The organism is Pannonibacter sp. Q-1, from assembly GCF_054073275.1.
On the sequence record NZ_JBSXNB010000005.1, the window covers coordinates 131613 to 144789 of the forward strand.

The 13177-nt window shown below is 64.6% G+C and carries 15 protein-coding genes; all 15 read right to left on the reverse strand.

The window, feature by feature from the left end; genetic code table 11:
* Positions 1–8: 8 nt before the first annotated feature.
* Complete coding sequence (gene ybeY / locus ACVNHC_RS15520; protein WP_457167896.1) at positions 9–551, reverse strand: rRNA maturation RNase YbeY; 543 nt, start codon at positions 549–551, stop codon at positions 9–11.
* Between the two features lie 5 nt (positions 552–556).
* Complete coding sequence (locus ACVNHC_RS15525; RefSeq protein WP_050473467.1) at positions 557–1585, reverse strand: PhoH family protein; 1029 nt, start codon at positions 1583–1585, stop codon at positions 557–559.
* A gap of 55 nt (positions 1586–1640) precedes the next feature.
* Positions 1641–3041, reverse strand: a complete 1401-nt coding sequence (miaB, locus tag ACVNHC_RS15530; RefSeq protein WP_457168256.1) for a tRNA (N6-isopentenyl adenosine(37)-C2)-methylthiotransferase MiaB — start codon at positions 3039–3041, stop codon at positions 1641–1643.
* 291 nt (positions 3042–3332) lie between these two features.
* Complete coding sequence (gene olsA / locus ACVNHC_RS15535; protein WP_058898249.1) at positions 3333–4169, reverse strand: lyso-ornithine lipid O-acyltransferase; 837 nt, start codon at positions 4167–4169, stop codon at positions 3333–3335.
* Positions 4156–4608 (reverse strand): Fur family transcriptional regulator, encoded by a 453-nt coding sequence (locus tag ACVNHC_RS15540; RefSeq protein WP_050473465.1) that lies wholly within the window; start codon positions 4606–4608, stop codon positions 4156–4158. The genes olsA and ACVNHC_RS15540 overlap by 14 nt, the downstream gene beginning before the upstream one ends.
* Before the next feature lie 41 nt (positions 4609–4649).
* Positions 4650–5138, reverse strand: a complete 489-nt coding sequence (rimI, locus tag ACVNHC_RS15545; RefSeq protein WP_050473464.1) for a ribosomal protein S18-alanine N-acetyltransferase — start codon at positions 5136–5138, stop codon at positions 4650–4652.
* Complete coding sequence (gene tsaB, locus ACVNHC_RS15550; protein ID WP_186414894.1) at positions 5135–5815, reverse strand: tRNA (adenosine(37)-N6)-threonylcarbamoyltransferase complex dimerization subunit type 1 TsaB; 681 nt, start codon at positions 5813–5815, stop codon at positions 5135–5137. The genes rimI and tsaB overlap by 4 nt, the downstream gene beginning before the upstream one ends.
* A gap of 146 nt (positions 5816–5961) precedes the next feature.
* The gene (locus ACVNHC_RS15555) at positions 5962–6525 is read right to left on the reverse strand and encodes a NifU family protein (RefSeq protein ID WP_050473461.1); all 564 of its coding nucleotides are present in this window, start codon (positions 6523–6525) and stop codon (positions 5962–5964) included.
* Positions 6526–6691: 166 nt separating this feature from the next.
* Positions 6692–7186 carry a universal stress protein gene (locus tag ACVNHC_RS15560; protein ID WP_019963771.1) on the reverse strand — a complete coding sequence of 165 codons (495 nt, stop codon included), beginning with the start codon at positions 7184–7186 and terminating at the stop codon, positions 6692–6694.
* A 93-nt stretch (positions 7187–7279) separates the two neighbouring features.
* Positions 7280–8584: an ATP-dependent protease ATPase subunit HslU gene (gene hslU, locus ACVNHC_RS15565; RefSeq protein WP_050473459.1), complete on the reverse strand. Its 1305-nt coding sequence runs from the start codon at positions 8582–8584 to the stop codon at positions 7280–7282.
* A 24-nt stretch (positions 8585–8608) separates the two neighbouring features.
* Positions 8609–9700, reverse strand: a complete 1092-nt coding sequence (locus ACVNHC_RS15570) for a hypothetical protein (RefSeq protein ID WP_457167901.1) — start codon at positions 9698–9700, stop codon at positions 8609–8611.
* Between the two features lie 27 nt (positions 9701–9727).
* Entirely contained in the window at positions 9728–10288 is a 561-nt protein-coding gene (gene hslV, locus ACVNHC_RS15575; protein WP_282097451.1) for an ATP-dependent protease subunit HslV, read from the reverse strand.
* 163 nt (positions 10289–10451) lie between these two features.
* On the reverse strand, positions 10452–11033 hold the full coding sequence (locus ACVNHC_RS15580) for an NADPH-dependent FMN reductase (RefSeq protein ID WP_055454534.1): 582 nt from the start codon (positions 11031–11033) through the stop codon (positions 10452–10454).
* 152 nt (positions 11034–11185) lie between these two features.
* Positions 11186–11797 carry a class I SAM-dependent methyltransferase gene (locus tag ACVNHC_RS15585; RefSeq protein WP_050473454.1) on the reverse strand — a complete coding sequence of 204 codons (612 nt, stop codon included), beginning with the start codon at positions 11795–11797 and terminating at the stop codon, positions 11186–11188.
* Positions 11798–11901: 104 nt separating this feature from the next.
* Positions 11902–13038 carry a molecular chaperone DnaJ gene (gene dnaJ, locus ACVNHC_RS15590; protein ID WP_050473452.1) on the reverse strand — a complete coding sequence of 379 codons (1137 nt, stop codon included), beginning with the start codon at positions 13036–13038 and terminating at the stop codon, positions 11902–11904.
* Positions 13039–13177 lie beyond the last annotated feature (139 nt).

Below are 13177 nucleotides of genomic sequence, written 5' to 3' on the forward strand. Positions count from 1 at the left end.
TTGCGGGGTCAGGGCTCCTGCGGATCGTCCGCCACAAGCGGCGCATCCGCATAAGGGTCGGCAATGCCCATGCTGGCAAGGATCCGCCGCTCCAGATCTTCCATCTCTTCGGCTTCGGCCTCCATCTGGTGATCATACCCGAAAAGGTGAAGGAGTCCGTGCACTACAAGATGCAAAAAATGATCCTGAAACGAAATAGCCTGCTCTTCAGCCTCCTTCGAGACTGTTTCCAGCGCGAATACGATATCACCAAGCAGAGGGCCGTAAAGCCCGTTCATCTCTTCCCCGCCCGGGAAGGAGAGAACATTCGTGGCCTTGTCCTTGTTCCGCCACTCGGCGTTGAGCTCGCGGATGCGCGCATCATCGACGAAAAGGAGCGACAGTTCGGAGCCGGGCATGGCCTTGAGCTCGCCAATGCGGAAGGCGGATTCCGCAGCGCGCAGGCTCAGGGCCTCCAGTTCGTCTTCTTCCGGCCAGCCATCACATTCGATGCTGAGGTCCAGCAGGAAATCTTCCGGCAGGCCGCTGGCGGCCGCAGAGGCAGGGGCCACAGGGCTTACTCCTGCTGCTGCGCGGCGGCAGCGCGCAGGGCATGCCGGCGCTCCCGCTCCTGCAGCTCTTCGCGGCTGGCGTCGTCATAGGCACGCACGATGCGGGCCACCAGCTCGTGGCGCACCACGTCCACATCGGTGAACTGCACGTGGGCGACGCCCTCGATGTCCGGCAGCAGTTCCAGCGCCTCGCGCAGGCCCGACTTCTGGCCCATGGGCAAGTCGATCTGGCTGGGGTCGCCGGTGACGATCATCTTGGAGTTCTCGCCCAGACGGGTGAGGAACATCTTCATCTGCATCGTCGTGGTGTTCTGCGCCTCATCCAGCAGCACGACGGCATTGGAGAGCGTGCGCCCGCGCATGAAGGCGAGCGGCGCCACTTCGATCATGCCGGACTGCAGGCCGCGATCGACCTTTTCCGGCGGCATCATCTCGTAGAGCGCGTCATAAAGCGGGCGCAGATAGGGATCGACCTTCTCCTTCATGTCACCCGGCAGGAAGCCGAGGCGCTCGCCCGCTTCCACGGCCGGGCGGGAGAGGATCAGCCGCGAGGCATCACCGCGCTCGATCAGGGCAGCGGCATAGGCCACCGCAAGGAAGGTCTTGCCCGTACCGGCAGGGCCGGTGCCGAAAATCAGATCGGCGCGGTCCATGGAGCGGATATAGGCATCCTGTGCTGCCGTGCGGGCGACAACGGTCTTCTTGCGGGTCGAGATCTGCGCGAAGGAGAGGCGCGAGCGCGGCTCCAGCGTCGGCAGTGGCAGCTGGGCATCGGCGGCCACCGCCATGCGCAGCGCGCCTTCCACGTCGGCCGGGTGGATTTCGTGGCCCTGCTGCAGGCGCTGGTAAAGTGATTCGAGGGCGTGGCGTGCCTGCACGCACTGGCGGTGCTTGCCCTTCAGCGTCACCTGATTGCCGCGGGCGATGGCATCGACGCCAAGGCGCTGCTCGATCAGGGCGAGGTTCTGGTCAAACTGGCCGAAAAGGTCACCAATCAGCCTGTTGTCTTCGAACGCAAGGACAATGTGGGTCATGTCAGAGGCGGGGACTGCTCCCCGGTCAGAGGGCTTACGAAGCGTTGTCTGGCTGTCACGCGTCAATGGCCGCCTCCTTGGCAGGGCTCGTGGAACTGAGCTGAGCATCAGTGTGCCCTGCAATCAGCCGTCCGAACAGCGAATTGGAGCCTGTGTCGTAAATTTCCACGGTTTGGATAGTGCCGATCAGATCCTGCGGCCCGTCCACCTGCACCGGCTGCAGCCAGGGGGACTTGCCGGTGATCTGGCCGGGCATGCGCCCAACCTTCTCGAACAGCACGTCCATCCGCATGCCGACGCGGGACCGGTTGAAGGCGCGCTGCTGATCGGCGAGCAGCCCCTGCAGCTCGAGCAGCCGGGTGGTCTTCACGTTCTCCGGCACCTGATCTGCCATGGTTGCCCCCGGCGTGCCGGGGCGCTGGCTGTATTTGAAGGAGAAGCAGGCGGCATATTCCACGCGCCGCACCAGATCCAGCGTGTCCGCAAAGTCCTGATCCGTCTCGCCGGGGAAGCCGACGATGAAATCACCCGAAAGCGCCAGACCCGGCGCCGCCTCGCGGATGCTGTCGATGAGGCGGAAATAGTCGTCGCGCGTGTGCCGGCGGTTCATCGCCGCCAGTATCCGGTCGGAGCCCGACTGCACCGGCAGATGCAGATAGGGCATCAGTTCCTTGAGGTCCCGGTGCGCGGCGATCAGTTCGTCATCCATGTCGCGCGGGTGGCTGGTGGTGTAGCGCAGCCGGTCGAGCCCCGGAATCTCGGAAAGGCGCCGCAGCAGATAGCCAAGGCCGAGGGGCTTTCCGTCCGGGCCATCGCCATGCCAGGCGTTGACGTTCTGGCCCAGCAGCGTCACCTCGCGCACGCCCTGTGCGGCCATCTGTTCCGCTTCGCGCAGGATCTGGGCCAGCGGGCGCGACACTTCCGAGCCGCGCGTATAGGGCACGACGCAGAAGGTGCAGAACTTGTCGCAGCCTTCCTGCACGGTCAGGAAGGCAGAAGGCGCCCGCTTCAGGCCCGGCTTTGCCGCTTCCTTCGACAGGTGCTCGAACTTGTCCTCGATCTCGAATTCGGTCTCGACCACGCTTTCCCCGCGTGAGGCGCGGGCGATCAGATCCGGCAGGCGGTGATAGCTCTGCGGGCCGAAGACCATGTCCACGACGGGCGCGCGGCGGGCGATTTCCTGCCCCTCCGCCTGCGCCACGCAGCCGGCAACGCCCACCATCAGCGGCTTGCCGCCGGGGCCGCGCTCGTCCTTCAGCTTGCGGATGCGGCCAAGCTCGGAATAGACCTTCTCGGCAGCCTTCTCGCGGATGTGGCAGGTGTTGAGGATCACCAGATCCGCGTCATCCATGCTGTCCGTGGTGCGGTAGCCCTGCGGGCCCAGCACATCGGCCATGCGGTCGCTGTCATAGACATTCATCTGGCAGCCATAGGTGCGCACGAAGACCTTCTTCATGCCGTCCTGATCACTGCCTTCCGCCCGCCGGCTGACCACAGCGTCGTCAGAGCCTTCGCCGCCCGCCGTCTGGCTGCCATTGGTGTGGGAATGGGCCGGGCTGGCCGGATGCAGTTCACTGGAACGCTGGGTCATGAGCTCCTCACGGCGCCCGGACGGTCAATGCCATCACGCGGGCTCGCGCAGATCAGATATACAGGGGCCATGTGACGGTTTGCCGTCACAGGAGAGGCCGCCCTCGATTTCCGCCAGCTTTAGCCGCTTTTACCGCCGTTGAGAATAGGCGAGGCGTCATTGTGTTGCTTCGCTGGCCGGAACTTCAGCCTCACCGGCCTCCGGATCCAGCGGCTCGCGGCCCGTCAGCCCGGTAATGGTCATGCGCTCCACATCGGCGTGAAGGCGCGCGGTCAGGGCCTTGCGGTCGGTTCCGGGGCTCACTTCAACCGGCTCGCCCCAGGTCAGCTCCACATCGATGGCGCCATTGCAGAACACGCCCCACAGGTGGCCGCCCAGCTCCATGTCGCCATACCAGGCAATGCGCGCACGGGTGCGCCGGTCCAGCGGAATGCCGTGCTGGCGGGCATAGACGATGGACAGCGGCTGCACCTCAACCGGCGCGCCATTTTCCAGCGCCTTTGTGGCTGCGCCCAGAAGGGCCGAGCGGAAAGGCAGAACCCGGTTGCCGTCGTTGGATGTGCCTTCGGCAAACAGCACCATGGCATCGCCGCTGGCCATGCGTCCGGCAATCTGGCTGGCGACAGCCCCCGTCTCGGTCCGGCGGGTGCGGTTGACGAAAACCGTGCGCTGAAGCTTGGCGAAAAGCCCGAGGATGGGCCAGCCCTCGACCTCCGACTTGGCAATGAAGGACAGCGGCATCACGGCGCCCAGAACGGTGATGTCCACCCAGGACGCATGATTGGCGACGATCAGCAGCGGCCGGTGGGTGGCGGGCTTGCCCTTCTGCGTGATGCGGATGCCGACAAGCCTTGTGGCAATGCGGTGCCACAGATACGGCAGCTGCCGCTGCACCGGATGACCGGCTTTCATCGCCAGCCACTGCAGCGGAATGAGGATCAGGGAGACGATTGTCAGCAGAAAGATGACGCAGACCGCCTTACTCTGCTGCATCGCCGCCCTCCGGAGCCTTGGGCGCCAGCGGCACGCAGTAAAGCTCCAGCCGGTGGTCCACCAGCCGGTAGCCGAGCCGCTTGGCAATCAACTCCTGCAGCGCTTCGATCTCTTCGCTGCGGAACTCGATCACCGTGCCGTTGCGCAGGTCGATCAGATGATCGTGATGCTCGTCCGGCACGGTCTCATAGCGTGAGCGCCCGTCGCGGAAATCGTGCCGTTCGATGATGCCGGCATCCTCGAACAGCTTCACGGTACGGTAGACGGTGGAGATGGAAATGCGGGCATCGAGCGCGGAAGCACGGCGGTAGAGTTCCTCCACATCCGGATGGTCCGTCGCCTCCTCGATGACGGAGGCGATGATGCGGCGCTGCTCCGTCATGCGCATGCCTTTGGCGATGCACTGATCGGCAAGCGAGTTTTGCCGGTCACCGGACATGCCTGACCCCTTCCTTCCGCGTTGAACCCTGTCTTGAGCGATTAGCCAAGATCGGCGCGCATGACAAGCGCAGTCCCGTCTTTCTCGCTCTGCCGGTAATAGCCCTTGCGCTCGCCCACCTGCTGGAACCGGAGGCTCCGGTAAAGATGCAGCGCGGCTTCATTGGCGGCGTCCACCTCCAGAAAGACGCTGGCGCAGCGCTCGCCATAAAGGCGGAACATCGCTTCCTGCATCAGCCTGCGGGCAACGCCGCGCCCGCGCTGGCGCGGATCGACGGCCAGCGTCAGCACCTCCGCTTCATCGGCCACCTGGCGCATGATGACGAAACCGACGGGCGCACGCGTGCCATAGGGGCTGGCGCGGCGGGCAAGCAGCATCAGAACACCGTCCTGCGAACGCAGGCGCGCCAGTTCGTCTTCATCCCAGCCATGGGCAAAGGATTTGGCGTGGATATCCGCAAGGCGCGGCAGATCCTCGTCTTCGACGGGCTCAATCACGGGCGGGGCAGACCAGAACCACCAGAAACTCATATCCGCTCGATCCTCCCTTTGAGCTGCGGCTTGGCATCCGGCGGGCGCAGGTAAAGCGGCACCGGCGGCAGGCCGCTGGCCTGTGCCGCCGCCCCGAGCCGCGCCACCGTAGCGATGTCCGGCACGCTGGCCGCGCCATGCACCTTCACCCCGGCAAGGCCGCAGGCATCCGCCAAAGCAGGTGCTGCCGAACCGGTCAGCACCATGTCCGGCGTGATGCGGCCCGCCAGATCGTGCCGCAAGGCCACCTCCGGCTCGCCTGCCGGATGGCCCGTTTCATCGTAAAAGGCTGCGTAGATTTCGTCTTCGCGGGCTTCCAGCACGGCCAGAACGGGCCGGCCTTCCGCCTCTGCCCGGGCCTCGGCGGCAAGGCCGTCGAGGACGGAAATGCCGATGGCCGGGATCTGCCGCACCAGCGCAAAGCCGCGGGCAACGGACAGGCCGACCCGCAGCCCGGTAAAGCTGCCGGGACCGCAGGTGACGGCGATCCGGTCAATATCCGCAAAGGTGACGCCCGCTTCGCCCATCACCGCCTCGATCATCGGCATCAAGGCTTCCGCATGGCCCCGGCCGATGGCCTCGCTGCGGGACACCAGCGTTTCGCCGCCGTCTGTCAGCGTCAGCACGGCAACCGCGCAATTGGCCTGGGCCGTATCGATGGCAAGCAGTCGGGTCATCGCCTGTCCCGGCCTCCGCAAGGCTTACTGGAGCGGCACCGGACTGGGGTGCGGCTTAAAGAAAATCCGGATGCAGCGGCTGCTGCATCCGGATTGCTGTAGTGGCCCGAACCCCGCTTGTCGAGAGCAGCTTTCGGTGAACCGGCTTACAGAGCGCGGACTTCCTCGACCTCGGGCACGAAATGCCGCAGCAGGTTCTGGATGCCGTGCTTCAGTGTCGCGGTGGAGGAGGGGCAGCCGGCACAGGCGCCGCGCATGGACAGGTAGACGATCCCTTCCTTGAAGCCCTTGAAGGTGATGTCGCCGCCGTCCTGTGCCACAGCCGGGCGCACGCGGGTCTCGATCAGGTCCTTGATCACGGTGACGGTCTCTTCGTCGGCGGCGTCGAAGAACTCCTCGCCGTCCACGCCGTCATCCGTATTGCCGCCCATCTGCATCACGGGCTGGCCGGACATGAACTGCTCCATGATCGCGCCCAGGATGGCCGGCTTCATGTGCTGCCAGTCGGTGTCGTCCTTGGTCACGGTGATGAAGTCATGGCCGAAGAACACGGCCGATACGCCCGGCACGTCGAACAGGCGCTGCGCCAGCGGCGAGGCGGCAGCGTCATGGGCCGAGCGGAAATCATGCGTGCCTTCCGGCAGCACGACGCGGCCGGGCAGGAACTTCAGGGTCGAGGGATTCGGGGTTGCCTCGGTCTGGATGAACATGGGTCTGATCCTCAGTCGATCGTCGGGGCAAGGTCTCTTCGACTGGCGGTAACGGCTTGCCGGACGCGCCCCAGATTGGAATCTTTATAAACTACTTAGGTGCGTTTGACCACAGGTCAAGCACATCCGCGCGCGTCCGGCAGAAGAATTGGCGCTTCGTCCGCCCTCATGCAAGGGCGGCGATCTCGTCATCACCCAGATTGCCCGGCACGATGGTGACGGGGATCGGGAAATTGCCGGCTGCCTTGCCGGCAATGGAGGTGACCAGCGGTCCGGGGCCTTCCGAACTCATGCCGGCCGCCAGCACCAGAATGGCGATGTCGTCATCGGATTCGATCAGCTTGACGATCTCGTCGGACTTGTTCCCCTCGCGGATGACCAGTTCCGGCTCGGTGCGGGCCACAGCCCGGGCCCGGCCAGCGGCCCTGGCGAGGGTTTTCTCCGCCTCTTCCTGCGCTTCGGCGCGCATGATGTCCTCGACGCCCAGCCAGTGCTGGAAATCGCCGGGGGCAATGACGAAGAGCAGGGTGACCACGCCGCCCGTGCGGGCGGCGCGTTTTGCGGCGTAAATGATGGCACGGTCGCATTCCGGTGTGTCGTCCACGACCACCAGAAATTTGCGCCTGTGCCCTTCTTCAAAGCTTTTGCGGATCGCTACCATGGCCGCATGCTGCCATCTGGCCCGTCCGCCTGCAAGCGCGGCAAATGGCCGTGCCTGTGCATGACGCAAAAGTTGTGATGCATCGCTGCGGCCTCAGAGGATGAAGCGGGACAGATCGACATTCTTCGCCAGCTCGCCGATGTTGCTGCGCACGAAGTCCGCCGTGATCTCCACCTTGCTGCCGGACTGGTCCGGTGCGGTGTAGGACACCTCGTCCAGAATGCGCTCCATCACGGTCTGCAGGCGCCGGGCGCCGATGTTTTCGACGCTGGAATTGAGATCGACGGCGATGGTGGCGATCTCGTCAATCGCGTCATCGGCGAAGCTCAATTCCACCCCTTCGGTGCCCAGAAGCGCCACATATTGCTTGATGAGGCTGGCTTCCGGCTCGGTCAGAATGGCGCGGAAGTCCTCCTGCGTCAGCGCCTTCAGCTCGACGCGGATCGGCAGGCGGCCCTGCAGCTCCGGCAGAAGATCGGAAGGCTTGGCCACGTGGAAGGCACCGGAGGCGATGAAGAGGATGTGGTCGGTCTTTACCGGGCCGTGCTTGGTGGACACGACCGTGCCCTCGATCAGCGGCAGCAGGTCGCGCTGCACGCCCTCGCGCGACACATCCCCGCCGGTGCGGCCATCGCGGGCACAGATCTTGTCGATCTCGTCGAGGAAGACGATGCCGGAATTCTCCACGAGGCTGATGGCCTCGCGCACGACCTTTTCCTCGTCCAGCAGCTTGTCGGACTCCTCGGTGATGAGGATGTCGTGCGATTCCTTCACCGTCACGCGGCGCGGCTTGGTCTGGCCGCCAAGCGCCTTGCCGAGAATATCGGAGATGTTCATCACGCCGACGCTGGCGCCGGGCATGCCGGGCAGCTCGAAGCTGGGCATCTGCGGCTGGGCGCGGACCTGGATCTCGATTTCCTTGTCATCAAGATCGCCCTCGCGCAGCTTCTTGCGGAAGCTGTCACGGGTGGCCGGGCTGGCACTGCTGCCGACGAGCGCATCCAGCACCCGCTCTTCCGCCAGCACATGGGCCTTGGCCTTCACTTCCTCGCGGCGCAGCTCGCGTACCAGCGTGATGCCGGCCTCCACGAGGTCACGGACGATCTGCTCCACATCGCGGCCGACATAGCCGACCTCGGTGAACTTGGTCGCTTCCACCTTGACGAAGGGCGCATTGGCGAGGCGGGCGAGACGGCGGGCAATCTCGGTCTTGCCGACGCCCGTGGGCCCGATCATGAGAATGTTCTTCGGCAGAACCTCCTCGCGCATCGGGCTTTCCAGCTGCTGGCGGCGCCAGCGGTTGCGCAGGGCGATGGCCACGGCGCGCTTGGCATCCTTCTGCCCGACGATATAGCGGTCGAGCTCGGAGACGATTTCCCGGGGTGAAAAATTGGTCATCGTGTCAGCTTTCAGTCATCAGGATCATTGGGCGGCAGGCACGTAACGCATCAGGCGCGTGCCGGTGAAAGGCGCAACCAGCCGCCGCCGCACGGGCACCCAGGCGGAGCCCAGCAGCAGGATGAAGCTGCCCAGCACCAGCAGCGTGATGGACGTGCCGGCCATGTTGGAAACTTCCGCGCTCCACAGCAGCATGCTGACGGCCACACCAAAGTAGCCGAGGCCCGAGACGAGGATCGCCCGCCGGTCGACCAGCACGGCGACAAAGGCCAGCATCAGCACCAGCGACAGCATCACCACCGCCTGCAGGATGTCGCCTGCGCCCGAACTGTCCAGGCCGGACAGCAGGAGGAGCTGTGTCGAATGCACCAGCAGGGGAGCTGCCAGAAAATGCAGCCAGAAGGCCTTGTCGCTGTTGGCCGTGCGCCGTGTCAGGTCACGGCTGTCAAAGCGCATGGCGGCAGTGAAGGCGGCAAGACCGGCGCCGAGGCTGATCCACGGCAGATAGTTGCCGACGAAGGTCTCATCAATGGCATGTACCGTTGCCAGCAGGCTGCAGATCACCCCTGCACAGATGACCGACACGCCCACCGGGACGCGGAAGCGCCAGTAATGCAGCGCGGCGATGGCCGTTGCAGCCACTGTCAGCAGCACGAGCGCGGAACCGGGGAGTGCATCCAGCGCGGTCTGGAACTTCTGTGATGCATCCGAAGATGATCCTCCCGCAAACTGCGCCGCAACGAAAATCACCGCCAGCAGGGTTGCAGGCAGGAACAGGATCGACAGGATGAAGGAGGGCAGAGCAAGGCGCATGCGCCGGGCGAAAACCTCTGACAGCCCCCAGATGGCCAGTGCCTGAACGGAGAAGTTCAGGCCCCAGTTGCGGGAGAAGGTCAAAAAGAAAAACAGGCCGAACAGCAGGGTCAGCAGGCCGATGGAGATGAAGATGTCATGGAAGCCGCGCACGAAGCGCAGTTCCTCTGCATCCACACTTGAGATGGAGGGCTGGCGCAATCCCTCCAGATAGGTGGAGAGCGCTTCGAGCTGCGGCGGCGAGAGGATGCCGGCGCGCACCGCGCCCTGCAGATCCTCCCGTGTGAAGGCCTCGTTGGTCATCTGTGGGTATCCGGTGAAGGGGAGGGATCAGCTGGTGCTGCCGAGGCTTTCGATCGTCAGATTGCCGTTGGTGTAGACGCAGATGTCTGCCGCGATGGCCATGGCCTTGCGGGCGATGGTCTCTGCATCAAAGTCCGTTTCCACCAGCGCACGGGCGGCGGCGAGTGCGTAGTTGCCGCCCGATCCGATGCCCATGACGCCGCCTTCCGGCTCCAGCACGTCGCCCGTGCCGGTCAGCACCAGCGACACATCCTTGTCGGCCACCAGCATCATGGCTTCGAGGCGGCGCAGATAGCGGTCGGTGCGCCAGTCCTTGGCCAGTTCCACGCAGGCGCGCATCAGCTGGCCTGGATACTGTTCCAGCTTGGCTTCCAGCCGCTCGAACAGGGTGAAGGCGTCCGCCGTCGCCCCGGCAAAACCGCCGATGACGGTGCCCTTGGCCAGAGGGCGCACCTTGCGCGCGGTGTTCTTGATGACGGTCTGGCCCAGCGAGACCTGCCCGTCACCGGCAATCACCACCTTGCCGCCCTTGCGCACCATGAGAATGGTGGTGCCGTGCCAGGTGCCCATGCCGTGTTCTGAACTCATGCCTTGTCCGATCCTGCAGATGATTGGCTTGCATCGCCAAAAGAAAGGCGGCCGCAGGGCCGCCAGCGTTGTCTTCTATTTAGGAGGGAAAACCCCATCCGCCAAGCGGCAGGCTTTCACGGACCTGACCGGCCGGTGAAAAGCGCGTGGCGGCGAAGCCGGGTCAGACGAGGGCGCGGGTTTCGCGGATCAGCCGCTGCACGGCGGCATCCAGGGCGCGCGATGCCTTTTCGTTGACGAGATTGCCTTGCGGATCAAAGGCAGAGCCTGCATCCGGCACCATGGCCATCTCGGGCAGAACCAGCGCACCAAGGCCCACTTCCAGAACGGTGCGCGTGCCCATGAGCCCGCGAATGCCGCCCAGTGCGCTGGGCGAGGCGGCGCCGAGGCAAAACACCCTGTTCTTGAAGGCAGCGCCCGGCACGTCTCCCGGATCGCCCACACGGCTGATCCAGTCCAGTGTGTTCTTCAGAAGCGGCGTGATCCCGGCATTATATTCCGGGCAGGCGATGAAGATGCCGTGCTGCTCCTGCATCAGGCGCTTGAGCTTGCGGGCGGCTTCCGGCGGGCCTTTTTCCTGTTCCAGATCGCCGTCATAAAGCGGCATCTGGTAGTCGGCGAGCGAGATGCGCGTCACTTCCGCATCGGCCAGGGCCAGCCGTTTGGCGGCAAGGCCTGCAAGGCGCGTGTTGAGCGAGCCGCCCCTGATGGAGCCTGAAAAAACCAGAATCTTCGGATGGCGCATACTGTCTCCTCATGGTGCCGCACCGCAGCCGGACACCCCCGGGAAGAAGGGGCATGATCAGTCGGCGACAGAAATTTCGCGCAGCCTGCCATCGCAGGGACCCGCAGCGCAAGCACAAAGGCAGGCTGTTCACCAGCTGCCGGCGAGCCTGATTACGGCTTGCGGTAGACCCAGACGCGGGCCGGCGGCAGGTTGGCAAAAATCCAGCCGGTCTTGTCGAGGTTGAGAACGCCCGGCTCCGGCTTCACCGGCGGTACCATGGCGTAAGAAAACTGGATATAGGGCGCGCCCGGCTCGCACAGATCGAGCGCATCCAGGATCAGCGCCTTTCTCTTTTCCACCGGCTGGGTGAACAGCGGCAGGCCGGAGACAATGCCGGCGAACATGCCATTCTGTACAGGCATAGCCGTTTCCAGCGTCTCGCGCAGCGCATAGGCATCGCCCTGAATGGTCGTCATGCGGGGAAACCGGTCGCGCAGCATGCGGCAGAATTCGCTGGTGTATTCCAGCGCGGTCAGCTGCGGCTGGGTTATGCCGCGGTCAAAGATGGCCTGTGTCACCACGCCGGTTCCGGGGCCAAGCTCCAGATAGCGCCCATCGGGCCGGACCGGCACGAGGGAGGCGATCCGGCGGGCCAGTTCGGGACCGGACGGAGAGATGGCACCAAGCGTCAGAGGGCTGTCGAGCCAGTTCCGGAAGAAGCGGAATTCGTCCTTGAGCTTTTTCTTCAAGGGCTTAGCGTCGAGCGTCCTGAATGCCGCCATAATGTCCTCCGGTCAGATTGGTAAAAACATCTAGCCGGGCAACAGTGGCCATTTCAAGGCCCCTGGCGGCAGTCAGCCTCCGGGGCCCTGACTGAAAGCGGCGGTCAATTGCCCAGGTTGTCGAGGAAATCCTTGACGCGGGCAAAGAAACCGGTGCTCTCCGGATTGTTCTCACCAGAGCTTTCTTTTTCGAATTCGGCCAGCAATTCGCGCTGGCGTTTGGTCAGGTTCGTCGGCGTTTCCACCGTGACCTGAATATACATGTCACCATGCTGCGTGGTGCGCATCACCGGCATGCCCTTGCCCTTGAGGCGGAACTGGCGGCCGTTCTGCGTCCCCTCCGGCACCTTGACCCGTGTCGTGCCACCCTCGACGGTGGGCACGTCGAACTGGCCGCCAAGGGCAGCCGTCGTCATGGAAATGGGCACGCGGCAATAAAGATCCGCCCCGTCGCGCTGGAAGAACTCATGCGGCCTCAGCGACAGGAAGATATAGAGATCGCCCGACGGCCCACCGCGCAGGCCCGCTTCGCCCTCGCCGGCAAGACGGATGCGCGTGCCATCCTCGATGCCGGCCGGGATGTTGACCGAGAGGGTGCGCTCCTGCGTCACCCGGCCAACGCCGGAGCAATGCGGGCAGGGATCGGAGATGACCTGGCCGCGCCCCTGACAGCTCGGGCAGGTGCGCTCCAGCGTGAAGAAGCCCTGTGCCGCCCGCACGCGCCCCGAACCGCCGCAAGTGCGGCAGGTGGTGGGGCTGGAGCCGGGCTTGGCGCCGGAGCCGCTGCAGGGCTGGCACGTGACGGAGGTCGGCACCTCGATCTCCACGGTCTTGCCCGTGAAGGCCTCTTCCAGCGTGATTTCCAGATTGTAGCGCAGGTCCGCGCCGCGTTCGCGCCCGCCGGACGAGCGGCGCCCGCCGCCCATGCCGAAGAATTCCTCAAAGATGTCGGACATGGTGGAGGCGAAGTCGCCGCCGCCGCCAAATCCGGCACCGCCGCCGCCAAATCCGCCATTCTCAAAGGCGGCATGGCCATAACGGTCATAGGCAGCCCGCTTCTGGCCGTCCTTCAGGATGTCGTAAGCTTCGTTGACTTCCTTGAAGCTGGCCTCGGCCGAGGCATCGCCCGGATTGCGGTCCGGATGAAACTGCATCGCAAGCTTCCGGTAGGCACTTTTCAGCACCTTCTCGTCCGCATCGCGCGCAACACCGAGGATTTCATAAAAGTCGCGCTTCGCCATGAATTGCTGCCCGCTGGGTATCTGCCTGAGGGGGCCTGCCATCCGCCTCTGTCCGGCCATCCGTCAGGCCTCAGACAGGTTCTCCGCCACGCGTCATGCGCATCATCGGGGAAAAACGGTGCAGGCATCACGCCCTGCA